Source organism: Wohlfahrtiimonas sp. G9077 (assembly GCF_002252155.1).
GTDB lineage: Bacteria > Pseudomonadota > Gammaproteobacteria > Cardiobacteriales > Wohlfahrtiimonadaceae > Wohlfahrtiimonas.
In genome coordinates, this window is the sequence record NZ_NEFD01000002.1 from 228164 (window position 1) to 251780 (window position 23617).

The following is a 23617-nucleotide window of genomic DNA, read 5'->3' on the forward strand; positions in this document are numbered from 1 at the left end:
ATAAATGACTGAATGCGCATCATATCACGATTGTTAATTTTATATGCAGCAAATATATCGCTATTCTGTTAAATGGTATATACTTAATGGTTTGTTAAATAGTCAATCCGTGGAGTTTTGAATGGTTGTTATTACCCTGCCAGATGGTAGTCAAAGAGAGTACCCAAATCCTGTTTCAGGTTTTGATATTGTAGAAAGTATTGGCCCAGGTCTTGCAAAAGCCGCTGTGGCAATGGTTGTTGACGGTACCCAAAAAGATCTCTCCACGGTAATAACGGGAAACGCAACGGTCAAAATTCTCACGCCGAAAGATGAGGAAGGTTTAGATGTTGTTCGTCACACATTAGCGGCGCAAGTTTTAGCGCGTGCCGTGAAAACCTTGTATCCAGATGCATTGCTGGCCATTGGCCCAACCATCGACAACGGTTTTTATTACGACATCGATTTTAAAGCGCCCATCACGCCTGAAGATTTACCCGCCATTGAAGCAAAAATGCGCGAAATCATCAAAGAAGGTTTAGATGTGACGCGTGAAATGCATCCACGTGCAAAAGCGATTGAATACTTTGCAGCACGCGGTGAAACATACAAAGTGGACATCATTACACGCGCCCCTGAAGATCAAACAGAGATCTCATTGTATCGTCAAGGCGACAATGGGGAAGATGTCTTTACCGATTTATGTGTGGGTCCTCATTTACCGAGCATCAAAAAAGCAAACATTGCCTTTAAATTGATGAACGTTGCCGGTGCTTATTGGCGCGGTGACTCAAACAACAAAATGCTCACGCGCATTTATGCGGTGGCATTTGCCTCTGAGAAAGAGTTAAAAGCACATTTGGCCTTCTTAGAAGAAGTTTCTAAGCGTGATCATCGCCGCATTGGTAAAGCACAAGAGTTGTTCCATTTACAAGAAGAAGCGCCTGGCATGGTGTTTTGGCATCCAAATGGTTGGCAGCTTTGGCAGATCATCGAGCAATACATGCGCGAGCGCCAAAAAGAAGAAGGCTATTTAGAAATTAAAACCCCAATGGTTGTGGATCGTTCATTGTGGGAAAAATCGGGTCACTGGGAAAACTATCGTGAAAACATGTTCACGACGGCTTCTGAAAACCGCGATTATGCAGTGAAACCGATGAACTGCCCATGTCACGTTCAAGTGTTTAACCATGGTTTGCACTCGTATCGTGATTTACCTTTGCGTTTGGCTGAGTTTGGCTCATGTCATCGCAATGAACCATCGGGTGCCCTTCACGGCATCATGCGCGTGCGCGGCTTTGTGCAAGATGATGCGCACATTTTCTGTCGCATTGATCAAGTGGTGAGCGAAGTAGAGAACTTCCACCGTTTTGCCATGAGTGTGTATGATCGCTTTGGCTTTGAAAACATTGCCATCAAATTGAGCCTTCGCCCTGAAGAGCGCGCTGGTTCTGATGAAGTGTGGGACAAAGCAGAAGAGGGTTTACGTGTTGCATTGAGTGCAGCCGGCGTTGAGTGGGAAGAGTTGCCTGGTGAAGGCGCATTCTACGGCCCGAAAGTTGAATACCACATCAAAGATGCCATCGGCCGTTCTTGGCAAGTGGGCACAATTCAGTTAGACTTTGTATTACCAGAACGTTTAGACGCAGAATTTGTAGATGAAGATAATACGCGCAAACGTCCTGTTATGCTTCACAGAGCAATTTTAGGCTCATTTGAACGCTTCATTGGCATTTTAATTGAGCATCATGCAGGATCTTTCCCATTCTGGTTAGCGCCTGTCCAAGCATTTGTGGCAGGGATCACAAGTCATCAAGACGACTACGTCAAAGAGATTGAAGCGAAGCTCAAAAAAGCGAACATCCGTACGAAAATTGACTTGAGAAATGAAAAGATTGGATATAAAATCCGTGAAGCTACGATTGGTCGAATCCCTTACCTTTTAGTTGTTGGTAAGCGTGAGGCAGAAGAAGGCTTAGTGTCCGTGAGAACTCGCGAAGGCGAAGATCTTGGCACGATGACTTTAGAAGCTGCCATCGACTTAATGAATAAAGATTAATACTTAATGGAGATAGAGTTATTAGCACACAGAATGAACATAGGTTAAATGACGAGATCACTGCACGTGAGGTTCGTTTGATCGATGCAGAGGGCGAGCAAAAAGGGATTGTTCCGCTTGCGGAAGCCCTCAATATGGCTTATGATAGCGACCTTGATCTTGTGGAGATTTCTCCAAATGCCGCTCCGCCTGTTTGCCGAATTATGAATTATGGTAAATTCAAATTCGAACAACAGAAAAAGCAACACGAAGCGCGTAAAAAGCAGAAACAGATCCAGGTCAAAGAGATCAAGTTCCGTCCAGGAACTGATGAAGGGGATTATCAGGTAAAACTACGCAACCTGATCCGTTTCCTTAGTGATGGTGATAAAACCAAAGTCACGCTGCGTTTCCGTGGTCGTGAAATGGCTCACCAAGAGTTGGGAATGAAGCTTCTGAACAGAGTTGAGGAAGATTTGAAAGAATATGGTGTGGTTGAACAGCGTCCTAAATTTGAAGGTCGTCAAATGGTTATGGTTTTAGCACCTGCTAAGAAATAATCTACCCATCTATTTGGTTCCTATTTGTTTTAATTATTGATTGAGAAATGCGAGTTAAAAAACTATGCCTAAAATGAAATCAAACAGCGGCGCTAAAAAGCGTTTCCGCAAAAACGGTGGCGGCAACTTTAAGCGTCACGCATCACACCGTAGCCACATCTTAACTAAGAAATCAACTAAGCGTAAACGCCATTTACGTAATGCTTCTGTTATCAAGAAAGTAGATACAAAAATGGTTAACCGCATGTTGCCTTACGCATAATTGAAGGAGTTTAGATCATGGCAAGAGTAAAACGTGGTGTTATCGCTCACGCGCGTCACAAAAAGGTTTTAAAGAAAGCAAAAGGTTACTACGGTGCACGTTCACGTGTTTATCGCGTTGCTAACCAAGCAGTTATCAAAGCGGGTCAATACGCATACCGCGATCGTCGTCAGAAAAAACGTGATTTCCGTTCTTTATGGATCGTACGTATCAACGCAGCTGCACGTGAGTGTGGTTTGTCTTACAGCCGTTTCATCAATGGTTTGAAAAAAGCAAACGTTGAAATCGATCGTAAAGTATTAGCTGATATTGCTGTATTCGAAAAAGAAGCATTCCGTGCTTTAGCAGAGCAAGCAAAAGCAGCTTTAGCTTAACTGTCAGTATTGATACTGAACCTTCAAGATTGATATTATCAAAGGAAAAGTAAGCATAGCGCTACTTTTCCTTTTTTTATGGATATAAATATGTCACTAGAAAACATTCTTAAGACAGCATTAAGTTCAATTGCTGATGCCAAAAATTTATCAGAGATCGAAGCCGTTCGTGTTGGGCATTTTGGTAAAAAAGGTGTGATCACTGCATTAATGCCTGAGCTTGGAAAGTTAAGCCCAGAAGAGAAAAAGGTTAGAGGGGCTGAAATTAATGCCGTTCGCCAAGAAATCATCAGCGCATTAGAGGCGAAAAAAACAGCGTTAGAAGATGCATTGTTGCAAGAAAAATTAGAATCTGAACGTGTGGATGTGACGCAACCTGGCCGCGGTCAAATGACCGGCGCTATGCACCCGATCACCATTACGCTCAATCGCATCAAATCACTCTTTGGCTCCTTAGGTTTTGAAGCTGTAGAGGGCCCTGAAATTGAATCGGCGTTCTACAACTTTGAAGCTTTGAACATTCCCGCACATCATCCTGCGCGTGCAATGTTTGATACATTCTATTTTAATGAAGATATGTTGCTGCGCACACATACTTCAAACACTCAGATTCATGTGATGCAAGCCCAAAAGCCACCAATTCAAATGATTGGCTATGGTCGCGTGTATCGCTCTGACTCAGATCAAACACACAGCCCGATGTTCCATCAAGTGGAAGGCTTAGTGATCAATAAAACTGCCACATTCAGTGACTTAAAAGGTTTATTGACTGAGTTCATGCAAAAATTCTTTGAAGAGGATTTAAAACTTCGTTTCCGCCCATCATTTTTTCCATTCACTGAGCCGTCAGCAGAAGTGGACATTGAATGTGTGATGTGTCATGGCGAAGGTTGCCGCGTTTGTAAACAAACAGGTTGGTTAGAAGTTTTGGGTTGCGGCATGGTTCACCCAAATGTCTTAAAAGCTGTGAATATTGACCCAAATGAATATCAAGGCTTTGCATTTGGTATGGGCGTTGAGCGTTTGGCAATGCTGCGTTATCGCGTGAATGACTTGCGTCTGTTTTATGAAAATGATTTGAGATTCCTCAATCAGTTCAAATAGTCATCCGAATCCTAAATTTTAAACAAAGAATAATTGTATGAAAATATCTATCTCATGGTTAAAAGAGTGGATTGATGAAATTCCACAAAACATTTCCAATCATTTGACGATGCTTGGTTTAGAGGTTGACTCAGAAGCATTGGCAGCACCTGCTTTCACAAATATTGTGGTGGGTGAAGTGTTAACGGTTGAACCGCATCCAGATGCTGATAAATTGCGCATTGCCACAGTGAATGTGGGAGAGGCTGAGCCATTACAAATCGTGTGCGGCGCGCCAAATGTGGCGGCAGGCATTAAAGTGCCAACGGCTGTGATTGGTGCTGTGTTGCCAGGTGATTTTAAAATCAAAAAATCCAAATTGCGTGGCGTTGAATCTTACGGCATGTTGTGTTCTGCCCGTGAATTGGGCTTAAGTGATGATCACGGCGGCTTGATGATTTTGGCGAAAGATGCGCCCATTGGTCAAGATTTCCGTGAGTATTACAACTTAAATGATGAAATTCTCGAAATCGATTTAACGCCAAACCGCGGTGACTGCTTAAGCATTTACGGCGTTGCGCGCGATTTAGCATTGAGCACAGGAACAGCTTTAAAAGCATTGCCACAGCATCATGTGGATGCCGTGATTGCTGATCAAGTCGCCGTGAATGTTCAAGATACAGTGGCTTGCCCACGTTATTTAGGCCGTAAAATTACTGGCTTAAATATGAATGCGCCATCTCCTCTTTGGATGACAGAGCGTTTGCGTCGTGCGGGCGTGCGCCCTCATGGCATTCTAGTGGACATCACTAACTATGTGATGTTAGAGCTTGGCCAACCATTGCATGCATTTGATGCCGATAAATTGGTAGGCAATATTCATGTGCGTCAATCTGCACAAGGTGAAACGGTGCAATTGCTCAATGGCGATACGGTGACATTAAAAGCGAACACATTGTTGATTGTCGATGATGAAAAAACGGTGGCGCTGGCTGGCATTATGGGGGCTGATAACAGCGTTTGTGATGACAATACTACGGCCATTTTCTTAGAATCTGCTTGGTTCAATCCATTGGCGATTGCTGGCCGTGCCCGTGAATATGGTTTGCACACAGATGCTTCGCACCGTTTTGAGCGCGGCGTAGATTTTAATCTACCCATGATTGCGCTTGAATATGCCACCCATTTATTGGTGACATTGGCAGGCGGTCAAGCGGGCGCTGTGACCGTTGCTGAAGATGCCGCATTATTGCCAAAGCGTGAAGCCATTACTGTGCGTTTTGCACGCATCAGCCAAATCGTGGGTCGTGATTATGCCATCGATCGCATTACAGAAATTTTAAGCCGCATTGGGAACACTCAAGTGGCGGATGATCATGCTGTGGTGGTGCCGCCATCTCATCGCTTTGACATTGAAATTGAAAATGATTTGATCGAAGAGATTGCGCGCATCGATGGGTATGACAACATCCATTCGCATTTTAATAACCGCATCTCCACCATGACGCCAATGACAGAGTACACAACGCCTGTGAATGCGTTTAACAATGTGTTGGTGGATCGTGGTTATAACGAAGTGATCACCATGAGCTTTGTGGCGCCAAAATGGCAAGCCATCATTGATAAAACTCAAGCGCCGATTGCGTTGAAAAACCCAATCTCCGCCGATCTTTCTGTGATGAGAACAACGCTTGCAGCGGGGCTCATCGCAACGATTGATTACAACTTAAAACGCCAACAAAAACGTGTGCGCATCTTTGAAACAGGTTTAACCTTTAAAGGTGAATTGGCAAACGTGACGCAACAAGCCTATTTAGGCGGTGCGGTTGTGGGCGATGTATTATCGGAACAATGGGGCGAAAAAGCGCGTAAAGTTGATTTCTTCGATGTGAAGAATGATGTGGAAGCGTTGTTAGCTCTATCCGCTCACGAGAGCGAAGTGCAATTTGTGGCCAAAGCATTTGATTTATTGCATCCTGGTCAAAGTGCAGAAATTTTTGTACGCGGTGAATCTGTCGGTTACATGGGCAAGATTCATCCGAAAGTGGCAAAAGAGCTCGACGTCAGCGCGGACATTTATTTGTTTGAATTAAATTTAACTGCCATCAAAACAACACAACCCACAGTGTTTAAGCCTTTGTCTAAGTTCCCGCAATCGCGTCGTGACTTAACATTGGTGGTGCCTGAGCACATGACTGTGGCGGCCGTGATTGATGTAATGCGTCAAGTTCAATCGCCACTCCTTCAATCCATTCAATTGTTTGATATTTATCAGTTGGCAAAAGAAGACAAAACAGAAAAATCTTTCAGTTTTGGCCTGATTTTCCAAAATGATATGGAAAATATCAAAGATGAAGAAATTGATACTATACTAACCAATATACTCAAGAACCTCGGTGAGGTTCAGGTGTTTTTGCGTCAATAATTCGTAGGGGGTAAAATGGCGACTTTAACAAAAGCTGAGATTGTGGAAAATTTGTATCATGATTTTAACCACATTCAGCGTGAAGAAGCGAAGCAATTTGTTGAAGATTTTTTCAATGAAATTCGCGAAGCTTTAACTAAAGGCGAATCTGTCAAATTGTCTGGTTTTGGTAGTTTTGAACTTCGTGACAAAAAGGAACGTCCTGGGCGTAATCCAAAAACTGGTGAAGACATTCCAGTTTCTGCGCGTCGTGTGGTGACTTTCCGTGTCGGTCAAAAGTTAAAAACTCGTTTAGCCAGCATCACCGTTGACGAATAAAGATCAGCTGTAAAAAAACCCCGAATTTCGGGGTTTTTTATTGCGTGGATTTAGGCGGATTTGACCTTTGCAATAAAGGTTTGAATGTCCTCTAGGAAGCATTCATCCGTTAAACGCACCATTTCAAGGACCTCTGTGCGCTCACCGTGCTCTAAAAACTCATCTGGCAAGCCAAAGGCTTTAAATGGTTTATAGATCAATTGACTGGCCAACAGTTCCAAAATGGCGCTGCCAACGCCGCCGGTCACAACACCATCTTCAATGCTGATGAGAAAATCGTGTGTTTTTGCCGTTTCTACGATCAGATCTTGATCGAGCGGTTTAACAAAGCGCAGATCAATCAGTGTGGCATTTAATGCTTCTGCAGCATGTTTGGCCACATGTAGCAATGTACCCGTTGCAAAAATGGCAATTGTGTGACCTGATCGAATTGTACGCCCTTTACCAAAGGTGATGTCTGAAGTTTCCGTTAAGGCAACGCCTTGAGCACTGCCACGTGGATAGCGCACAGCCGTTGGGTGATCAATCGTCAGCGCTAAATTGAGCATGTGATATTGCTCGTTTTCATCTGAAGGTGCCATCACCACCATATTGGGAATGATGCGTAAATATGCCAAATCAAATGCGCCAATGTGCGTTGGGCCATCTGGTCCCACAACGCCCGCGCGATCAATGGCAAACACAATCGGTAAATCTTGTAAAGCCACATCATGAATGAGTTGATCATATCCACGTTGTAAAAAAGTGGAATAGATGGCAACCACAGGTTTTAAACCCTTCATTTGCATGCCAGCGGCAATGGTGACGGCATGTTGCTCAGCAATGGCCACATCAAAAAAGCGCTTGGGAAAGCGCTGCTCAAACTCCACTAAACCTGAGCCTTCACGCATCGCAGGCGTGATGGCGACAACTTTATGGTCACGCGCCGCTGCATCACAAATCCATTGGGAGAAGATTTGCGTATAGGTTTTGGGTTTCGGTGCTTCAATAGGTTTCGGTGTTGCTGGTGCAGAGACTGCATGGAATTTAATGGGCGCCGATTCTGCGAGCGTATAGCCTTTGCCTTTTTGCGTGATCAAATGCAGCAGTTTTGGGCCACGTTTTTGTTTTAAATTATTGAGAATGGCGATCAATGAGGGTAGATCGTGTCCATCAACCGGCCCAAAATATTGGAAATCCAGCGCTTCAAATAAACCACCATCACCGGCCACCATGTTTTTAATCTGCTCTTCGGTGCGCTTTGCGAGCTCTAAAGCGTGTGGCAGCGGCAATTTTTCAATGAGTCGCTTACTCTCTGTGCGCAAAGATTGCAAAATGGGGTTCGACAATGTCTTAGTGAGCATGTTGCTCAGTGCGCCCACATTCGGGGAAATGGACATATTGTTGTCGTTTAAAATCACCAACATATCCGCTTTGATGGCGCCTGCATGATTGAGGGCTTCAAACGCCATGCCCGCTGTGAGGGCACCATCACCAATGACGGCAACAGCATGATGCGGATTGTGAAGTAGCTGATTGGCAATGCTCATGCCAAGGGCGGCACTGACGGATGTTGAGGAGTGCCCAACGGTAAAGGCATCATAGCGGCTCTCTTTCGGACAAGGAAAGGGCTTGAGACCATTTTTCTGACGAATGGTGCTGAGCTGTTCACGGCGCTCTGTGAGAATTTTATGGGGATACGCTTGGTGTCCCACATCCCAAATGATGGCATCGTTCGGCGCATCAAAGACATAATGCAGCGCCACCGTCAATTCAATGACGCCAAGGCCAGAGGCAAAGTGTCCGCCACTTTTCAACACGCTGTCGATCAAAAATTGGCGAAGCTCTGCCGTCAGCTGTTCGAGCTCAGGCATTGATAAGCGTTTAAGATCTTGCGGTGTTTGAATTTGGTTCAAAAGTGACATATTAATTCTGCCTTTCGATCACATAATGAGTAAGGGTATTGAGGGCATCGGCTGCGGCATCAAAGGGTTTTAGCATTGATAATGCTTCTGCCGTCAATTGGTTCATATAATCTTGCGCAGTCTCAATGCCAAGCAGGTTCACATAAGTGGCCTTTTCTTGGGCAGCATCTTTACCAACACTTTTGCCGAGCACTTCAGCGGTGCTGGTGGCATCTAAAATGTCATCTTGAATTTGGAACATCAAACCCACTTTTTGTGCATAAATCGCCAATTGATCAAAGGCTGCACGGTTAAATTGTGGCCCCACGCAATAACCCATCAAAATACTGGCTTGAATGAGTGCGCCGGTTTTATGTAGATGAATCTCTTGTAAGCCTTCAAGTGTGATCGGTTGATGCTCTGCCTGCATGTCCAAAAATTGACCTTTGATCATGCCAAGGGCGCCAGATGCGGTGCTTAAGAGTTTAAAAAGTTCTACTTTTTGCTCAGCACTGTAAACATCGGCATGGGCAAGGAGGGCAAATGCTTCGGTTAATAAAGCATCGCCCACCAAAATGGCGGTGGCTTCATCATAAGCTTTGTGGTTACTGAGTTTGCCACGGCGATAATCATCATCATCCATTGCAGGAAGATCATCGTGCACCAGTGAATAACAGTGGATCATCTCAATGGCAGCCGCGATGGGTAGGAGCGCTGCATTGTCCGCACCGCTCAATTGGCCGCCTGCAAAGACGAGCAACGGGCGGATGCGTTTACCACCATCGAGTGCACTGTAACTCATCGCTTCTTTCAATAAAGGCACAGTGGGCAGTTGATCTAGGTATTGTGCTAGATGGCACTCGAAGGCTTCTCTAAATTCGAACATGGTTATACTCAAAGGATTCTCTAATTAAAAAGGAATGTCATCGTTGTCAGTGGTCAAGTCATCAAAAATATCATGCCTGGTGGGCTGCGCGACTTTAGGGGGGTGAGCATCATCTTTAGCAGTGATGGCCTCAATTTTTGCAGCGGTTTGCTCTAATAATGTGCGGCAATCTTGAATGAGCTTTGTGCCATCGGTAAAGCATTTTAAAGATTCATCTAAACTCAATTCGCCAGACTCAAGCTGCTCAATCATTTGCTCGATTGCAGTGAGTTTGCTTTCAATGCTTTCATCGCCAGTTTTGCGTTTTGCCACAATATTCCTCGGTTAATTGTAAAGTAATGGAATGGTCAAAAACATATGTCATGACAGAGTTAAACTCTGCAATTTTACTCAAATGAAGTATATAATACTAGCTCTTTGTCTTTTTGCTTTAGAAAAAACGAATCACGCAAACATTATCGGGCGCTCATATTTTGAATAAGGTGGTTATGTGAACAAAAGAATCGTGGCTTTGCTATCCTTGATGTTTTGTGGATTACTCATTGATCTGCCTACGAATGTTGCGATGAGCCAAGCGTTACCCATCAATACGATTCTCAAAGATGGTTTAGGGGGCGAGAAGAGCGAAATAAAACAGCACGAATTGCCCGATCCTTTAAAGTTGAGCGCCACTTGGTGGGGATATTTTTCAAGTAAAAATGAGGATGACTTAAAAGGGGCGATTGAGGCTTTCACTAAACATGTGAGTGAGCAAATTGCTCAATTGCCTGCAGAAGAGCAAAAACAGTATCAAACGGTGGTGAATCAAATTTCTGCAAACTTAACCGCTTATGAAGCGTTTAAACGTAAGTCCGTCAAGAAAACCAGCGTCGCTAAAATCGTCATTGCTCAGCAATACAGCATTAAACAGCTCATTGATTTGATGCATCAGGAACGCGATTTAGAGGGCAATGCCCAGCGCCTTCGCTTAGAAGTGAGCGAGTATGAAAAGCAACTGCGCGCCCTTGATCGTCAGCTCAACACCAGTTTAGCTCGTTATTTAGAGATGACAAGCACCGATAGCCATCGCTTTCATGAAGGGCTCAACATCATTCAGCTGCAAACGGATGCCGTGCTGATCGATGAGCGCTATAAAGCCATTAAAATTGAGCTCGAGGGCATTTTAAAGCAGTTAGATGATGTCAAAATGGTGATGGGCGTTGCCGTCAATAGCTTGGTCACATCTGAAGCGGAGATTCAGCAACTGCGTGATGCCATCAATCAATCTGAGCAGCGCATGCAAGAGTTGTCCGCTAAATTGTCCCGCGAGCAGCAGTTTGCGGCTTTGATGGATTCATCTGGCACAAAAGAAGATGCCGCCGTTGCCCGTTATCGTGAGTTACGTGTTTTGAATACGCAAGTGCATTTGGCCACCATTCAAGCACAAATTGTGTTGTATAAGATGGAGGAAAATCTCCTGCAATTGCTCTTTGATGGCCATTCGGACAATGAAAAAGCAATGAAGATGGTGCGCCGTTATGATAAAGAGCTCAGTGAATTAAATGCAAAGGCATTGAGTCGTACGGAGCAAAATGAGATTGAGCGCATTCGTTCCACTGAATTGTTGGCAGAATCTCACGCCGATGGTGAGCAATCCCTCTTTTTACGCAACATCATTCAAGATCGCTCAAACCTCATTCAAGATACATCCATCACATTGCAGCGCTTGAATGTTTTGATCGAGGACAGTAATTATGTCTCGCGCCTGACTAAAGAGAAGGTGCTCGCGTTAAGTGGCGGCTGGCGCAATACCTATTATAAAGCGCGTCTATTTTTAAGTGATGCTTGGAAAACCGCCAAAGAATCCACATCAACCTCCCTTTTTAAAGTGGGCGAAACACCGGTGACCGCAAGCGGATTGGTGCGTTTTGTGGTGGTTTTATTTGTCTCTTGGTGGATTGCATTTTGGCTAAACCGCTTATTGCTGCGCGTTGGCAATCGCAATGGGGGCGATAAATTACCGGCGTACTATTTAACGGGGCGCTTGACCTATTACTCCATTATTTTGGTGGGCTTTTTAGGTGGGCTGACCATCATTGGGATCGACTTTACCAACTTTGCCTTGGTGGCCGGTGCGCTTGCCATCGGGCTGGGTTTTGGGTTGCAATCGATCGTCAATAACTTTGTTTCAGGCTTAATCATTCTCTTTGAGCGCTCGATTAAAGTGGGTGACTTCATTGAATTGCAAGACCGTAATTTACGTGGGGAAGTGCGCGCCATTAACGTGCGTGCCACCATCATTGCAGACAATGATAATGTGGAAATTGTCATTCCAAATTCAGAGCTCATCAATACCAAAATGCTCAACTGGACGCTCACAGAGCCCCATCGACGCATTCGTTATCCATTTAGGGTGGCTTATGGCACCGATAAAGAATTGGTGCGTGAAGCGGTGCTTAAATATGCAGAAGAGGTGCCACATACATTAAAAGGCATTCCCGGGCGCAATCCTGCAGTGTGGCTCAATCGCTTTGGGGATTATTATTATGAATTTGAGCTTGTGGTGTGGCTCACCGCGCGGGCCGTTAAACGCCCAAACAGCGTGCATGCAGCTTATATGTGGGCAATTGATACAGCGCTAAAAGTCAATAACATTGAAGTCCCTGTGCCACAAAGTGAATTGCGCTTTAGAGATAAGAGTGCAATGGCCATCAAGCCCTTTGAAGATGATACAGTGGAAAAGAGTTTTAAAGATGATCTGCGCGAAGTTCAGTTATCATTGTTCAAAAAAAGTGATTAAATGGGGTTGAACTCGCTATAATGTCGTCAATTTTTTAAGGTATAACGCAATTATGTCAAAAGTATTAACATTTCAGGAAATTATCCTCAAACTACAAACATTCTGGGCAGAACATGGCTGTGTGGTTTTACAACCCTATGACATGGAAGTGGGCGCAGGTACGTTCCATTCAGCCACATTTTTACGTTCATTAGGTCCTGAGCCTTGGGCATCTGCTTATGTACAGCCATCGCGTCGTCCAACCGATGGTCGTTATGGTGAAAACCCCAACCGCTTGCAGCATTATTATCAATTCCAAGTGGTGATCAAGCCTTCACCTGCGAACTTCCAAGAGCTCTATTTAGAGTCGTTAAATGTGCTTGGCATCAACACGAAAGTGCATGATGTTCGCTTTGTGGAAGACAACTGGGAATCGCCAACGTTGGGTGCGTGGGGATTGGGTTGGGAAGTGTGGTTAAACGGTATGGAAGTGACGCAATTTACCTATTTCCAACAAGTGGGCGGTTTAGAGTGTAAACCTGTGATGGGTGAAATCACCTATGGTTTAGAGCGCTTGGCGATGTATCTACAAAATGTCGAGAGCGTTTATGATTTAGTGTGGTCAGAAGGTCCATTTGGCACGATCACTTATGGGGATGTGTTCCATCAAAATGAAGTGGAACAATCAACGTATAACTTTGAACACGCGGATGTGGATTTCTTATTAACGGCATTCAGTTTTTATGAGAAAGAAGCCAAACGCTTGATTGAAGCAAAATTGGCATTGCCAGCGTATGAGATGGTGTTAAAAGCATCGCATACTTTTAACTTGTTAGATGCGCGTAAAGCGATCTCTGTGACAGAACGTCAATCTTACATTTTACGTGTGCGTGAATTGGCCAAATCAGTGGCAGAAGCCTATTACAACAGCCGTGAAGCTTTAGGTTTCCCGATGTTGAAAGATTAAGTATATGCCTATGAAAAAAGCGATCCTTGGATCGCTTTTTTATTGCCGGAGAGTATTAGACTTGTAATGCGTAGATCAAATCGATCATAAAGGCAATTTCATCTTTATTTTCAAGGATTTTCCAATCAGTGACGCCAATGTCATCTAAAATGGATTGACCATTTGGCAAGTTTTTCATCTCTTTGAGCACTTGTTTGATGGGCTCTGCAAATTCTGCCATTTGTGGGGAAAGCACAAAGCAATGGGCCACACTTTCGATGTCACGCGCTTGCGTTGACACCAATGGATTGAGGTCATTGGCAATGGTTTTACTGAGGCCATTGAAGATTTTGGTGGGAATCATGGCGATGTCTGCTTTGCCAGACAATAATGCTTTGATGGCTAAAATGTGATTGCTCACATCCACAAAAGTAAAATCATCTTTAGTGAGGTTTGCAGGCTCTAATAAAATGGCGCCTAACATGCGAAGATCAGCATTATCGGCCGCTGCAACATTCACACCTTTGGGAATGTCCACAACCGCTGTAATGGCACCGCCAACTTTGGCAACCACAGTCACTTCTGCCACATCGCTGGTGGGTTGCGCTAAAGCAATGAACTTTTGTTCGCGCACAAGCCAGCCAGCATCGTAAGGATTGGCGTATAAGAAATCTATTTTGCCATCTAACAGTGCTTGTTTTTGTTTTTCAAAAGATGAGAAATCTGTTGTTGTAATGGGGGTGTTGATCTGTTTTGATAGCCATGTCGCAAAGATATACCAACCTGGTAGACGTTGTGGCGCGATGTCTGGTGCTATTGAAAAAGAGATTGTTGACATATAATACTCCATGTAATTTTTATCTTTTTACATTTGTCTGTGAAGAGTTGGTCTCAATTCTAACAGAAAGTAAAAAAATGATCGTTAATTTTGTGCTTAATTGGGCAAGGTAATGTCATTTTGTCATAGTTTACATCTTAATATTGAGGAAAATATGGAACAGTTTTTAAAGGTTGCACTTTTAGCCGCGGCAGAGTCTAAAAAAATGATTCGTCAAGCGTACGAAGCACAAGGTTTTAACATTACGATTAAGGGTGATTATACACCAGTTACCGAGGTCGATGTTAATGTGGAAACCCTGATCAGATCAATTATTGTTGAAAATTTTCCTGAGCATGGATTTTGGGGTGAAGAAGGTGGAATGATCAATCCTGAGTCCGATTATCAGTGGCTCATTGATCCGATTGATGGCACCAAAGCCTTTATTCGCCGCCGTCCATTTTTCTCCACACAAATTGCGTTGATGTACAAAGGTGAGATCATTTTAGGTGTTTCATCGGCGCCATGTTTTGGTGAAGGCGAGATCGCTTATGCCACAAAAGGCAATGGGACATTCATCAATGGTGAGCGCGTTTATGTGAGCGACATTACTGAATTGAAAGATGCCGTATTTTCCTCAGGCAACATCAAATCATTGGCAAAAGACAGCACAAAATGGCAAAACTACGGACAATTGTTATTGGCCATCAATAGCACACGCGGTTTTGGTGATTTCTTGCATTATCATTATACGGCTGCAGGCAAAGTGGACATTGTGGTGGAATCTGATGTGACGATTTTAGACGTTGCGGCGCTTTCCATCATCGTGACAGAGGCGGGCGGTAAAGTGACGGATTTAAATGGTCAACCTTTGAGCTTAGAGAGCACAAACATCGTGGCAACCAATTGTGCATTGCATGATGCTGTTTTGAGTTATCTTCAATAAAAACGTTCGCCACAGGATTGTATGAAGAACATTTTAATTTTGTGCTGTGTGTGGATCATTGGTGCATGCAGCACACCTTCTCGTGCGCCGTATATGACGGATGCGCCCCTAGAACAGCGTTTAAAGAGCATTCGCGCGAAAAAGGGTGATCCCATTTTTGTGCGCATTTTTAAAGAAGAACGCATGCTTGAAATTTGGTATGAAAAACATGGCAAATATCAGCAATTGACCAATTATCCCATCTGTTACTATTCAGGACCTTTAGGGCCGAAGAAAAAGCAGGGTGATCGAGTTTCACCGGAGGGTTTTTATCAAGTCACGCGCCGCGCGCTCAATCCCTACAGCCAATATTACAAGTCGTTTGATTTAGGTTTTCCGAATCAATATGACCGCTTTAAGGGCTATACGGGCGATTATTTGATGGTGCATGGTGATTGTGTCTCCGTTGGCTGTTATGCCATGACCGATCAGCAAATGGAAGAGATTTATCAGCTCGTGGCCGCTTCATTGAATCGTGGGCAAGCGACAGTGCCGGTGCATGTGTTTCCCTTTAAAATGACGGATGCGCGCTTGAGCCGAGAGAAACATTCGCCCCATTATGCGTTTTGGTTAGAGTTAAAAGAAGGGTATGATTATTTTGAGAAATATCATAAGGTTCCGAATGTTGGCATCCGAAGTGGTAAATATACGATCAATCAATAATTTGCTATTTGGTTTTAAATCGGGTATATTTCTGCCCTCAAGCATTAATGGAGAAGTGGCCGAGTGGCTGAAGGCGTTCGCCTGGAAAGCGGATATACGTTAATAGCGTATCGAGGGTTCGAATCCCTCCTTCTCCGCCAGATAATGTAAAAAAGCCCTTGTTTTCAAGGGCTTTTTTATTGCCTAATTTAAATATCATTGTGCTGCAATGATTCTGCCCGAAAAGGGCAGGTAACAAGGAAAAAGAATGACAACTGCTGATTTTTATATCTATAAAATTAAAAAAGATGCGCAAGGCAACATTGCAGGCGCAAGAATTCGACGCGTTGATGTCGATCAAACAGGCAAAATCTCCGTGAAAAGTTCACGTTATGCCATCAAATCATTATTGTGTGATCTATTGAAAACACAAAAAATTGCTTTTGCAACGGCGCATTATGCGAAAAATCAAAAATTGTGGACGCCAATGCACGCGGTGAATTTAGTGATCATTGGCGATGCAGAATATTTACGCATTGATGAGGCTGAGATTGCCAAAGATGATTTAGGGCAATTGCCTGAATTTTTATAATTCAATGGTTCGGATTAAAAAAAACCTCAGCATGCTGAGGTTTTTTGATAACTTTTGAAAATGCTGCGATTAATTGAGCTGCAATGATTTTTTAGATTCCATTAAAAGATCAATCACATCGAGCGCTGTGATGATGATGGCATCTTTGAGTAAATCCTCTTCTTTGACGCCATTGTGGATCATACAGGCTTTACACACTTTCAATTTGCCGCCTGCTTGTAAAAAGGCTGGCAATAGTTCACGGAGCGCTTTAAAAGGTGCGCCAATGTCAATTTTTTCATCATAGCCTTGTTGTGCTAAAGCCACAGCATCAGACAACAGGACAATGTCCACGCTGTAGCCTTTATTTAAGGCTTCGTTGCCCATCGTAAAAGCGATGGTGACATTGTTCGCATTTGATTCATGTTGCGTTAAAGTGATTAATAAATCCGCCATAATTTACTCCTTAGGGTTGATTACATGGTCACAGCCATGCGCTAATTGCGTACAGATTAAACGGGTGACATTGTGAACCATCTCATCTTTGGTGATCAAACCATTGAGCAACATGCCGCCGGCGGCATTTGTGGCGCCATAGATCATGATCAACGTGAGCTTTGGAATTTGGTAGCCTTCCGGTAAAAACGGGGCAAGGGATGATTGCAATGTATTGCAATAAAAGTCTTGGACTTCTAGGTCAATCTGTTCATATTCAGGATAGGCTTTTAGTGCTGATATGATGGCAGAGAACTCTTTACCATGATTGTCCATGCAATTGATGCAAGTGCCCGCAAAAATACGCACGGCATCTTTTAAGCACGTGGCATCTTTGAGGATTTGTTGCTGCATCGTTTCGGCAACTTGCGTATAGGTTTGCTGAAAAAGGATGTGAAGCAGCGTTTTACGATTGCCAAAATGACGATAGGTAATGGGTTTGGTAACGCCTGCTTTATCCGCTAATGTGATCAATGTGAGGGCTTCAGTGCCTTCTTCACGAATGATCTGATTGGCAACAGACAATAACTGTTCATGGCGTTCATCTTTGTGTAAACGTTGGCTTCTCAACGGTTGTATCCTTATTGATCAATAAAATGATGATTCTCTATTATAGGCACAAATGTGAGAAGCACATAATTTTGTGGGGATAAATTCTCAAATATCGCGCAATATGTTAGATTATGAGCATGTTACAGCACTAAAATGTTGAAGGAATGAATTCAATGAGTAAAAAAAGTAAACCTTCGTTCAATCCGCAGATCGCGGCGAATAAAAAGGCTTTTCATGATTATTTCATCGAAGAGAGGATCGAAGCAGGCATCAGCTTAGAAGGTTGGGAAGTTAAAAGCATTCGCGCCGGTAAAGCTCAGATGAAAGAGGCGTATGTTACATTTAAAAATGGGGAAGCATTTCTCTTTGGCGCGCACATTTCACCATTGATGTCCGCATCGACCCATGTGCATCCTGATCCTATTCGCACGCGTAAATTATTGCTTCATAAGCATGAGATTGATCGCTTGATGGGCAGCATGGACCGCAAAGGTTACACCATTGTGCCATTGGCGATGTATTGGAAAAAAGGGATGGTGAAGGTGGAAATTGGTTTGGCGAAAGGTAAAAAAGATCATGATAAACGCGCAACCATCAAAGAGCGCGAATGGAACATCGAGAAACAACGTGTGTTAAAAGGAAGTGTGTAATGGTGACGATGTCAAAAAGTCGCTTAGATGAAATTGTGGCAAAAGCGAGAAAAGAAGCAGATCAACGTGCGGCAAGTTATCGTGAACGTGCCCTTAAAATGTACTCTTGGATTTGTGGGCGCTGTGCGCGTGAGTTTGATCGCAGCAATCTATTTGAATTGACGGTGCATCATCGTGATCATGATCATGACAACAATCCGCCCGATGGCAGCAACTGGGAGTTATTGTGTTTGTATTGTCATGACAATGAGCATCAGCGCCAGGAAGAGGCTTTGCGTGCAAAATATCATGTCAGCGAAGATGAAAAAGTTGAGGTAAAACATAATCCTTTTGCAGGATTGGCGGACATGCTCAAAAAATAGGCGCAATAAAAATTGACAGCGCCGGAGATTACGCTATAATGAGCACCTCTTTTGAGACAAGCGCCCATAGCTCAGCTGGATAGAGTACCTGGCTACGAACCAGGCGGTCGGAGGTTCGACTCCTTCTGGGCGCGCCAATTGATAGAAACCCTGCACGAAAGTGTAGGGTTTTTTGGTATTGAGCGGATGAAAAATGATCGAAACATTTATTTGACAGATCTAAAAATCACGCTATAATGATTGCCTCTTTTGAGAATGCGCCCATAGCTCAGCTGGATAGAGTACCTGGCTACGAACCAGGCGGTCGGAGGTTCGACTCCTTCTGGGCGCGCCAATTGATGAAAACCCTGCACAATGTGCAGGGTTTTTTCATTTTTGGCATTTCATTTGATGGATAATAAAAAAGGCTGAAAATTCAGCCTCTTATCATGTAACTGTTTTACATTAAATGCGTTTTGCCAACTCGGCTGCTTGACCAATGTAGTTGTGTGGCGTTAATTTTTTCAATTCTACTTTGACATCTTCAGGCAATTCAAGCGTATCGATAAAGGCCGTTAATTTTGCCGCATCCACTTTTTGACCACGCGTTAAGGCTTTGAGTTTTTCATACGGCGCTTCAATGCCATAGCGGCGCATGACGGTTTGAATTGGCTCAGCTAAAACTTCCCAGTTGTGATCTAAATCCGCATGAATGTTCGCTTCATTGACTTCCAATTTAGATAAACCTTTTTGTAAGCTCTTATACGCAATCATGGTGTAACCAAAGGCAGAACCTAAGCTTCTTAAAACAGTGGAGTCACTTAAATCGCGTTGCCATCTTGAGATTGGCAATTTTTCTGCAAAATGGGTGAACAGAGCATTTGCAATGCCAAAGTTGCCTTCTGCATTTTCAAAGTCAATTGGGTTGACTTTATGCGGCATGGTTGAAGAGCCCACTTCACCTGCAATCACTTTTTGTTTGAAGTAGGCAAGGCTGATGTAACCCCAAATGTCGCGGGCTAAATCAATCATGATGGTGTTTGAACGACTCATGATGTGAGAGAGTTCAGCCACATAATCGTGGGGTTCAATTTGTGTGGAATAAGGCATGAAGCTTAAGCCTAAATGTTTTTCCACCAATGTCATGGCGTGATTTTCCCAATCCACATCCGGATAAGCCACCATGTGCGCATTGTAGTTACCCACAGCACCATTGATTTTGCCGAAAAATTCAAAATTCTCAAGGGCTTTGTATTGGCGTTCTAAACGATACACCACGTTGGCCATCTCTTTACCGAGCGTTGATGGCGTTGCAGATTGACCATGCGTGCGTGACAATAATGGAATGTCTGCCAATGTGTGTGCCATTGTGCGAAGCGTTGCGATGATGTTGGCCAATTCTGGCATCATCACATCATTCACGCTCTCTTTGAGCATCAATGCATAGGATAAATTGTTGATGTCTTCAGAAGTACACGCAAAGTGTAAAAACTCAGAGTATTGTTCCACTTCAGGGACAGAACGGAACGCATCTTTTAACCAATACTCCACGGCTTTGACATCATGATTGGTGGTTTTTTCGATCTCTTTGACGGCTTTAGCGTCGCTTGGCGCAAAGTTTAGATAGATGTCGCGCAATAACTGCACGGTGTCATTAGAGAATGCTGGCACTTCAGGAATGCCTGCATTTTCAGACAATGCGATGAACCATTCAATTTCTACAGTGATTCTGGCTTTAATCAAGCCATATTCACTCATGAGTTTTTGTAATGGTGAGGTTTGGCGTGAATAACGACCATCGAGTGGAGAAAGTGCAGTAATTGCATCCAACATATTTAAGCCCCTTTAGGAATAACAATGTTTGAAGAAAATTTAAAACAGCCAATCAAAAATAATAACCACGCAATCATCAATGAGGTGCCGCCAATCGGCGCAACCATTCCGAATGCTGTGATGCCCGTCAATGCGATGGCGTATAAGCTACCGGCAAAGCACACAATGCCAAGCGTGAAGAGTGCGCTGGCAATGAAAAAATAACGTTGGGTTTGAAATAAATATGCCGCAAAAGTCGATAAGAGAATGGCAACGCCATGGATCATCTGATAATAGTTGCCGCGTTCCCATAAACTCATTTGATATTCGTTAAACATGGGTTTTAATGCGTGCGCACCAAATGCACCAAACGCCACGGCAAGGGTGCACATCAATCCGCCAATGATGAAAAAACTACGCATCTGTTGTTTCCTCAAAAAGGGTGAGAAGGGCTGTGTGATCCGGGCGGCCAATTTTGGCGCGTTGATCATCTGTCACCACAATCGGGCGCTCTAATAGGGCAATGTTATCCGCTAAATATGCGAGTTTTTGTGCATCTGACCAAGTGGCCCATTGATCTTTGATGGGGGTAAATGCATCATCTTTCATGCGCACCATGGCATCAATGTTGTGATCAAGATAGCCTGCAATCTCTGTTAATGTGGCCAAGCTTGGCGGCGTTTGTAAATAATGGATGACATTAAAATCCACGCCTTTTTCTGTCAATAGAGCAAATGCTGCCCGTGATTTAGAACAATTGTCATTATGATAAATGGTCCACATTATGGCCTCCCGAGACGATAAAATTCTTGTAAATAATTGACGCGCTGCTTTGGACTCATGATGCGAATGCCAGGCAGCTTCGGAAAATTTTTGGGCAACATTGATTCGGCAATGTATAGCGTGTGTTTTGTGCGCGTGATGGCGACATATAACAGGTTGATCTCTTCGATGATTTTGAGGATTTGGCTGGCATCTGCGCTTTTTGCTAAACGTTTAACTTCATCTTCTGTGATGAAATCCTCAACCAAATAAACCTCATCATATTCAAGCCCTTTACTGCGATGCACGGTGGAAAAAACTAAATCGGCTTGATCCTTATTCTCTTTATCCACTAAGCGTGCTTTGAGCTTTTTCATCACATTAAAGAGATTTGGTCCATAGAGCCGCACCAGTTCAATCAGCATTTTAAGTTGTGCATCATTGGTGGTTTCGGCATATTCCTCAAGAGCTTCAAGGCTTGGGAATGTTTTGATCATAGGACTGTGGATTTTATCGAATTTGCCCAAGTGTAGATTCACCACATCATAAAGGGATGTGCCTTCCTCTGTATGGGTATAAGCATGAATGCTGCCTTCAAAATAGAGGCTGCCAGTTAGGGAAGGATCATGAATGTAACGAATGGCTTCGCGCAATAAACCTAAATTTGTGCGGCCAAGCACGATCTTTTGATGTAAATTTTCACGCTTGCCAAGACCTTTGATTTCGGTCTCTTCTTTGATATGTAGATGGGCTTTCCAACCTAAAATCGATTGCGCAAGTTTGGCAATGTCTGATGAAAATCGAAAGCTTGAGCTCAATGGAAAGGTGATAAAATCTGTCTCTTCTAACGCATTGACGGCATAACGCCAACTGTAAATTTGTTGGTGGCGATCCCCCACGATCATTTTTTTAGCCGGCTGCTTTAAGAAAATATCGAGCATCACAGGAGAGGCATCTTGCCCTTCATCAAAACAGATGTAATCAAAGGGCAATTCTGGGCTCAACAATTGAAACTTTTTGAGATAAAAATCGTGTGTGATGGGGATTTCGGCCTGATTCATCTTACGCATCCAGGTGCGCGTGTGTTCGATGATCTCATTTTGATGATGACTGACAAAGGCTTTGGCTTTTGCATCATGTAATGTTGCCGCATAATTGAGCTCTGTGGCACTGTGGGCGGCACTGTTGCAATAGAACATCATCAATCCATCGATGTGATGGGCCATTAAATAGGCGCGCTGTATGGGCATTGATTGATTCAGTGCCAACAGTTGAACGATCTCAGAGAGGCCATAGCCATGATTTTTAATTTGATAACCGCCGCGGCGCACCACATAACGATAAGCCAATGAATGGGCAGTTTCTACGGTGACATTGTGCAATTGCGCATCTTCAAAGCGCACAATCGCTTCTTGTTTGACGGTTTGATTAAAGGCTAAATAGAGGATCCGAGCATCAGAAGGGCGCGATTTGGCATAGGCAACGATGGTGGTTGTCTTGCCAGAGCCAGCAACCGCATTCACTTTTAAGTTGGCATCAATTGCAAGAATTGCATCTTGCTCGGGGGTCAGCTTCATTATTTAGGCAAAGTCATAAGATCGAGGTGATATTACAAAAGTGCTATTCTAACAAAGATCATAAAAGATTGAGCGACTAAATTATGGGAGAGCGCATGCGGGTTTTGGTGATTGGTTATGGCGCAATGGCAAAAGCAGTGTTGCAAGCTTTGCCAGAGGGAATGTTTGTGACAGGCTTGGTGGTGCGTCAAGGCAATGAAAAAGCTGTACAAAATGAGGTTGGCCGCTCGATTCAAGTGGTGTCAAACATTGATGAGATTCAAAATGCGCCAGATGTTGTGATTGAAATGGCAGGGCAAAGCGCTTTGAAAATGCATTTGCCCAAAGCCATGACATTTGGCGTGCCCATTGGCATCATTTCTGTGGGGGCATTTGCCGATGATGATTGGCATCAATCCATGCTGGATTCAGCGCGTGTTTATGGCAGCCGCTTGCACATTTTATCTGGTGCAATCGCAGGCGTTGATGCATTGAGTGCGGCAGTTTATGTAGGATTAGATGAAGTGATCTATCAAGGCAGAAAGCCGCCGGAAGGCTGGTAAGGGAGCCATGCAGAACACTGTGTGGATTTGGCTCAATTAACTGAAGCGGTGACATTTTATCGTGGTACGGCTAGGGAAGCGGCAACACTGTTTCCGGCCAATACCAATGTGGCGGCAACGCTTGCACTGGCCGGCATTGGCATGGATCAAACAACGGTGGAGCTCACTGCAGATCCAAGCATTGGCCGCAATCAACATTGCGTGACAGCCCGCGGCGCATTTGGTCAATTGACAGTGATGATTGAAGGTGAGCCGTTGGATGATAATCCCAAAACTTCTCAATTGGCTGCCATGAGCGTGGTGCGTTTTTGTCATGATTTGATGCGGCCAATCGTGATTGCATAATGATTGGGGCAATA

26 protein-coding genes and 3 tRNA genes are annotated in these 23617 nt (G+C 43.8%); 19 read left to right on the forward strand and 10 right to left on the reverse strand.

Annotation, left to right across the window (positions count from 1 at the left end; translation table 11 throughout):
* Positions 1-121 precede the first annotated feature (121 nt).
* From thrS to B9T20_RS04405, 7 genes are all read left to right on the forward strand, one after another.
* A complete protein-coding gene (gene thrS, locus B9T20_RS04375) occupies positions 122-2038 on the forward strand; it encodes a threonine--tRNA ligase (protein ID WP_094489978.1) in 1917 nt (638 codons plus the stop codon).
* A 20-nt stretch (positions 2039-2058) separates the two neighbouring features.
* Positions 2059-2577, forward strand: a complete 519-nt coding sequence (gene infC, locus B9T20_RS04380; protein ID WP_304440701.1) for a translation initiation factor IF-3 — start codon at positions 2059-2061, stop codon at positions 2575-2577.
* Positions 2578-2641: 64 nt separating this feature from the next.
* Positions 2642-2839, forward strand: coding sequence for a 50S ribosomal protein L35 (gene rpmI, locus B9T20_RS04385; protein ID WP_081600416.1), 198 nt, complete (start codon positions 2642-2644; stop codon positions 2837-2839).
* Positions 2840-2856: 17 nt separating this feature from the next.
* Complete coding sequence (rplT, locus tag B9T20_RS04390) at positions 2857-3213, forward strand: 50S ribosomal protein L20 (RefSeq protein WP_008315421.1); 357 nt, start codon at positions 2857-2859, stop codon at positions 3211-3213.
* A 90-nt stretch (positions 3214-3303) separates the two neighbouring features.
* Positions 3304-4317 (forward strand): phenylalanine--tRNA ligase subunit alpha, encoded by a 1014-nt coding sequence (gene pheS, locus B9T20_RS04395; RefSeq protein ID WP_094489980.1) that lies wholly within the window; start codon positions 3304-3306, stop codon positions 4315-4317.
* 37 nt (positions 4318-4354) lie between these two features.
* Positions 4355-6721 carry a phenylalanine--tRNA ligase subunit beta gene (gene pheT, locus B9T20_RS04400; RefSeq protein WP_094489981.1) on the forward strand — a complete coding sequence of 789 codons (2367 nt, stop codon included), beginning with the start codon at positions 4355-4357 and terminating at the stop codon, positions 6719-6721.
* Positions 6722-6736: 15 nt separating this feature from the next.
* Entirely contained in the window at positions 6737-7039 is a 303-nt protein-coding gene (locus tag B9T20_RS04405; RefSeq protein ID WP_094489982.1) for an integration host factor subunit alpha, read from the forward strand.
* 50 nt (positions 7040-7089) lie between these two features.
* Here B9T20_RS04405 and dxs read toward each other — a convergent pair whose 3' ends face one another.
* Genes dxs through xseB form a run of 3 tightly spaced genes read right to left on the reverse strand, consistent with a single transcriptional unit; the run spans position 7090 to position 10120 of the window.
* Positions 7090-8943: a 1-deoxy-D-xylulose-5-phosphate synthase gene (dxs, locus tag B9T20_RS04410; protein WP_094489983.1), complete on the reverse strand. Its 1854-nt coding sequence runs from the start codon at positions 8941-8943 to the stop codon at positions 7090-7092.
* A gap of 1 nt (position 8944) precedes the next feature.
* Positions 8945-9808, reverse strand: a complete 864-nt coding sequence (locus B9T20_RS04415; protein ID WP_094489984.1) for a polyprenyl synthetase family protein — start codon at positions 9806-9808, stop codon at positions 8945-8947.
* A gap of 24 nt (positions 9809-9832) precedes the next feature.
* Positions 9833-10120 (reverse strand): exodeoxyribonuclease VII small subunit, encoded by a 288-nt coding sequence (gene xseB / locus B9T20_RS04420; RefSeq protein ID WP_094489985.1) that lies wholly within the window; start codon positions 10118-10120, stop codon positions 9833-9835.
* Positions 10121-10298: 178 nt separating this feature from the next.
* Here xseB and B9T20_RS04425 point away from each other — a divergent pair, with 178 nt between their 5' ends.
* Both B9T20_RS04425 and glyQ read left to right on the forward strand, forming a co-directional pair.
* Entirely contained in the window at positions 10299-12587 is a 2289-nt protein-coding gene (locus tag B9T20_RS04425; RefSeq protein WP_094489986.1) for a mechanosensitive ion channel domain-containing protein, read from the forward strand.
* 52 nt (positions 12588-12639) lie between these two features.
* Positions 12640-13533, forward strand: a complete 894-nt coding sequence (gene glyQ / locus B9T20_RS04430; protein WP_094489987.1) for a glycine--tRNA ligase subunit alpha — start codon at positions 12640-12642, stop codon at positions 13531-13533.
* Between the two features lie 55 nt (positions 13534-13588).
* Here the strand turns inward: glyQ and B9T20_RS04435 are convergent, their stop codons facing one another.
* Entirely contained in the window at positions 13589-14350 is a 762-nt protein-coding gene (locus B9T20_RS04435; RefSeq protein WP_094489988.1) for a PhnD/SsuA/transferrin family substrate-binding protein, read from the reverse strand.
* Positions 14351-14504: 154 nt separating this feature from the next.
* On the opposite strand from B9T20_RS04435, the gene B9T20_RS04440 reads away from it, so the two are divergent.
* From B9T20_RS04440 to B9T20_RS04455, 4 genes are all read left to right on the forward strand, one after another.
* Positions 14505-15275, forward strand: coding sequence for an inositol monophosphatase family protein (locus B9T20_RS04440; protein ID WP_094489989.1), 771 nt, complete (start codon positions 14505-14507; stop codon positions 15273-15275).
* Between the two features lie 21 nt (positions 15276-15296).
* Positions 15297-15977, forward strand: coding sequence for a murein L,D-transpeptidase family protein (locus B9T20_RS04445; protein WP_094489990.1), 681 nt, complete (start codon positions 15297-15299; stop codon positions 15975-15977).
* 49 nt (positions 15978-16026) lie between these two features.
* Positions 16027-16117, forward strand: a tRNA-Ser gene (locus B9T20_RS04450).
* A gap of 107 nt (positions 16118-16224) precedes the next feature.
* Positions 16225-16548: a hypothetical protein gene (locus B9T20_RS04455; protein ID WP_094489991.1), complete on the forward strand. Its 324-nt coding sequence runs from the start codon at positions 16225-16227 to the stop codon at positions 16546-16548.
* Between the two features lie 69 nt (positions 16549-16617).
* Here the strand turns inward: B9T20_RS04455 and B9T20_RS04460 are convergent, their stop codons facing one another.
* Positions 16618-16983 carry a DsrE family protein gene (locus tag B9T20_RS04460; RefSeq protein ID WP_094489992.1) on the reverse strand — a complete coding sequence of 122 codons (366 nt, stop codon included), beginning with the start codon at positions 16981-16983 and terminating at the stop codon, positions 16618-16620.
* 3 nt (positions 16984-16986) lie between these two features.
* Positions 16987-17592, reverse strand: coding sequence for a TetR/AcrR family transcriptional regulator (locus tag B9T20_RS04465; protein WP_094489993.1), 606 nt, complete (start codon positions 17590-17592; stop codon positions 16987-16989).
* A gap of 155 nt (positions 17593-17747) precedes the next feature.
* Here B9T20_RS04465 and smpB point away from each other — a divergent pair, with 155 nt between their 5' ends.
* The 4 genes from smpB to B9T20_RS04485 all read left to right on the forward strand — a co-directional run bounded on the left by smpB (position 17748) and on the right by B9T20_RS04485 (position 18920).
* Positions 17748-18224: an SsrA-binding protein SmpB gene (gene smpB, locus B9T20_RS04470; protein ID WP_094489994.1), complete on the forward strand. Its 477-nt coding sequence runs from the start codon at positions 17748-17750 to the stop codon at positions 18222-18224.
* Positions 18224-18586 carry a YajD family HNH nuclease gene (locus B9T20_RS04475; protein ID WP_094489995.1) on the forward strand — a complete coding sequence of 121 codons (363 nt, stop codon included), beginning with the start codon at positions 18224-18226 and terminating at the stop codon, positions 18584-18586. Before smpB ends, B9T20_RS04475 begins: the two co-directional genes overlap by 1 nt.
* A 60-nt stretch (positions 18587-18646) precedes the next feature.
* A tRNA-Arg gene (locus B9T20_RS04480) sits at positions 18647-18723 on the forward strand.
* A 120-nt stretch (positions 18724-18843) separates the two neighbouring features.
* Positions 18844-18920: transfer RNA gene (locus tag B9T20_RS04485), tRNA-Arg, on the forward strand.
* Positions 18921-19030: 110 nt separating this feature from the next.
* Here the strand turns inward: B9T20_RS04485 and purB are convergent.
* From purB to B9T20_RS04505, 4 genes are read right to left on the reverse strand one after another with little or no spacing between them, the layout of a single operon-like run.
* Entirely contained in the window at positions 19031-20398 is a 1368-nt protein-coding gene (gene purB, locus B9T20_RS04490; protein ID WP_094489996.1) for an adenylosuccinate lyase, read from the reverse strand.
* 2 nt (positions 20399-20400) lie between these two features.
* Positions 20401-20799: a DUF423 domain-containing protein gene (locus B9T20_RS04495; protein WP_094489997.1), complete on the reverse strand. Its 399-nt coding sequence runs from the start codon at positions 20797-20799 to the stop codon at positions 20401-20403.
* Positions 20792-21160: an ArsC/Spx/MgsR family protein gene (locus tag B9T20_RS04500; RefSeq protein WP_094489998.1), complete on the reverse strand. Its 369-nt coding sequence runs from the start codon at positions 21158-21160 to the stop codon at positions 20792-20794. The genes B9T20_RS04495 and B9T20_RS04500 overlap by 8 nt, the downstream gene beginning before the upstream one ends.
* Positions 21160-22716 carry a UvrD-helicase domain-containing protein gene (locus B9T20_RS04505; RefSeq protein WP_094489999.1) on the reverse strand — a complete coding sequence of 519 codons (1557 nt, stop codon included), beginning with the start codon at positions 22714-22716 and terminating at the stop codon, positions 21160-21162. Before B9T20_RS04505 ends, B9T20_RS04500 begins: the two co-directional genes overlap by 1 nt.
* 95 nt (positions 22717-22811) lie before the next feature.
* On the opposite strand from B9T20_RS04505, the gene B9T20_RS10245 reads away from it, so the two are divergent.
* Together B9T20_RS10245 and B9T20_RS10250 are read left to right on the forward strand one after the other, a co-directional pair.
* Complete coding sequence (locus B9T20_RS10245; RefSeq protein WP_233491576.1) at positions 22812-23258, forward strand: hypothetical protein; 447 nt, start codon at positions 22812-22814, stop codon at positions 23256-23258.
* Between the two features lie 21 nt (positions 23259-23279).
* On the forward strand, positions 23280-23603 hold the full coding sequence (locus tag B9T20_RS10250) for an aspartate dehydrogenase domain-containing protein (protein WP_233491579.1): 324 nt from the start codon (positions 23280-23282) through the stop codon (positions 23601-23603).
* The last annotated feature ends 14 nt before the right edge of the window (positions 23604-23617 follow it).

Coding starts and splice junctions, on each gene's coding strand:
- B9T20_RS04500 (WP_094489998.1), bottom strand. CDS start 21,160: ATGTGGACCATTTATCATAATGACAATTGTTCTAAATCACGGGCAGCA.
- purB (WP_094489996.1), bottom strand. CDS start 20,398: ATGTTGGATGCAATTACTGCACTTTCTCCACTCGATGGTCGTTATTCA.
- thrS (WP_094489978.1), top strand. CDS start 122: ATGGTTGTTATTACCCTGCCAGATGGTAGTCAAAGAGAGTACCCAAAT.
- B9T20_RS04405 (WP_094489982.1), top strand. CDS start 6,737: ATGGCGACTTTAACAAAAGCTGAGATTGTGGAAAATTTGTATCATGAT.
- glyQ (WP_094489987.1), top strand. CDS start 12,640: ATGTCAAAAGTATTAACATTTCAGGAAATTATCCTCAAACTACAAACA.
- B9T20_RS04440 (WP_094489989.1), top strand. CDS start 14,505: ATGGAACAGTTTTTAAAGGTTGCACTTTTAGCCGCGGCAGAGTCTAAA.
- B9T20_RS04435 (WP_094489988.1), bottom strand. CDS start 14,350: ATGTCAACAATCTCTTTTTCAATAGCACCAGACATCGCGCCACAACGT.
- B9T20_RS04505 (WP_094489999.1), bottom strand. CDS start 22,716: ATGAAGCTGACCCCCGAGCAAGATGCAATTCTTGCAATTGATGCCAAC.
- B9T20_RS04445 (WP_094489990.1), top strand. CDS start 15,297: ATGAAGAACATTTTAATTTTGTGCTGTGTGTGGATCATTGGTGCATGC.
- B9T20_RS04415 (WP_094489984.1), bottom strand. CDS start 9,808: ATGTTCGAATTTAGAGAAGCCTTCGAGTGCCATCTAGCACAATACCTA.
- rplT (WP_008315421.1), top strand. CDS start 2,857: ATGGCAAGAGTAAAACGTGGTGTTATCGCTCACGCGCGTCACAAAAAG.
- pheT (WP_094489981.1), top strand. CDS start 4,355: ATGAAAATATCTATCTCATGGTTAAAAGAGTGGATTGATGAAATTCCA.
- B9T20_RS04455 (WP_094489991.1), top strand. CDS start 16,225: ATGACAACTGCTGATTTTTATATCTATAAAATTAAAAAAGATGCGCAA.
- pheS (WP_094489980.1), top strand. CDS start 3,304: ATGTCACTAGAAAACATTCTTAAGACAGCATTAAGTTCAATTGCTGAT.
- B9T20_RS04495 (WP_094489997.1), bottom strand. CDS start 20,799: ATGCGTAGTTTTTTCATCATTGGCGGATTGATGTGCACCCTTGCCGTG.
- rpmI (WP_081600416.1), top strand. CDS start 2,642: ATGCCTAAAATGAAATCAAACAGCGGCGCTAAAAAGCGTTTCCGCAAA.
- B9T20_RS10245 (WP_233491576.1), top strand. CDS start 22,812: ATGCGGGTTTTGGTGATTGGTTATGGCGCAATGGCAAAAGCAGTGTTG.
- B9T20_RS04460 (WP_094489992.1), bottom strand. CDS start 16,983: ATGGCGGATTTATTAATCACTTTAACGCAACATGAATCAAATGCGAAC.
- B9T20_RS04475 (WP_094489995.1), top strand. CDS start 18,224: ATGGTGACGATGTCAAAAAGTCGCTTAGATGAAATTGTGGCAAAAGCG.
- dxs (WP_094489983.1), bottom strand. CDS start 8,943: ATGTCACTTTTGAACCAAATTCAAACACCGCAAGATCTTAAACGCTTA.
- smpB (WP_094489994.1), top strand. CDS start 17,748: ATGAGTAAAAAAAGTAAACCTTCGTTCAATCCGCAGATCGCGGCGAAT.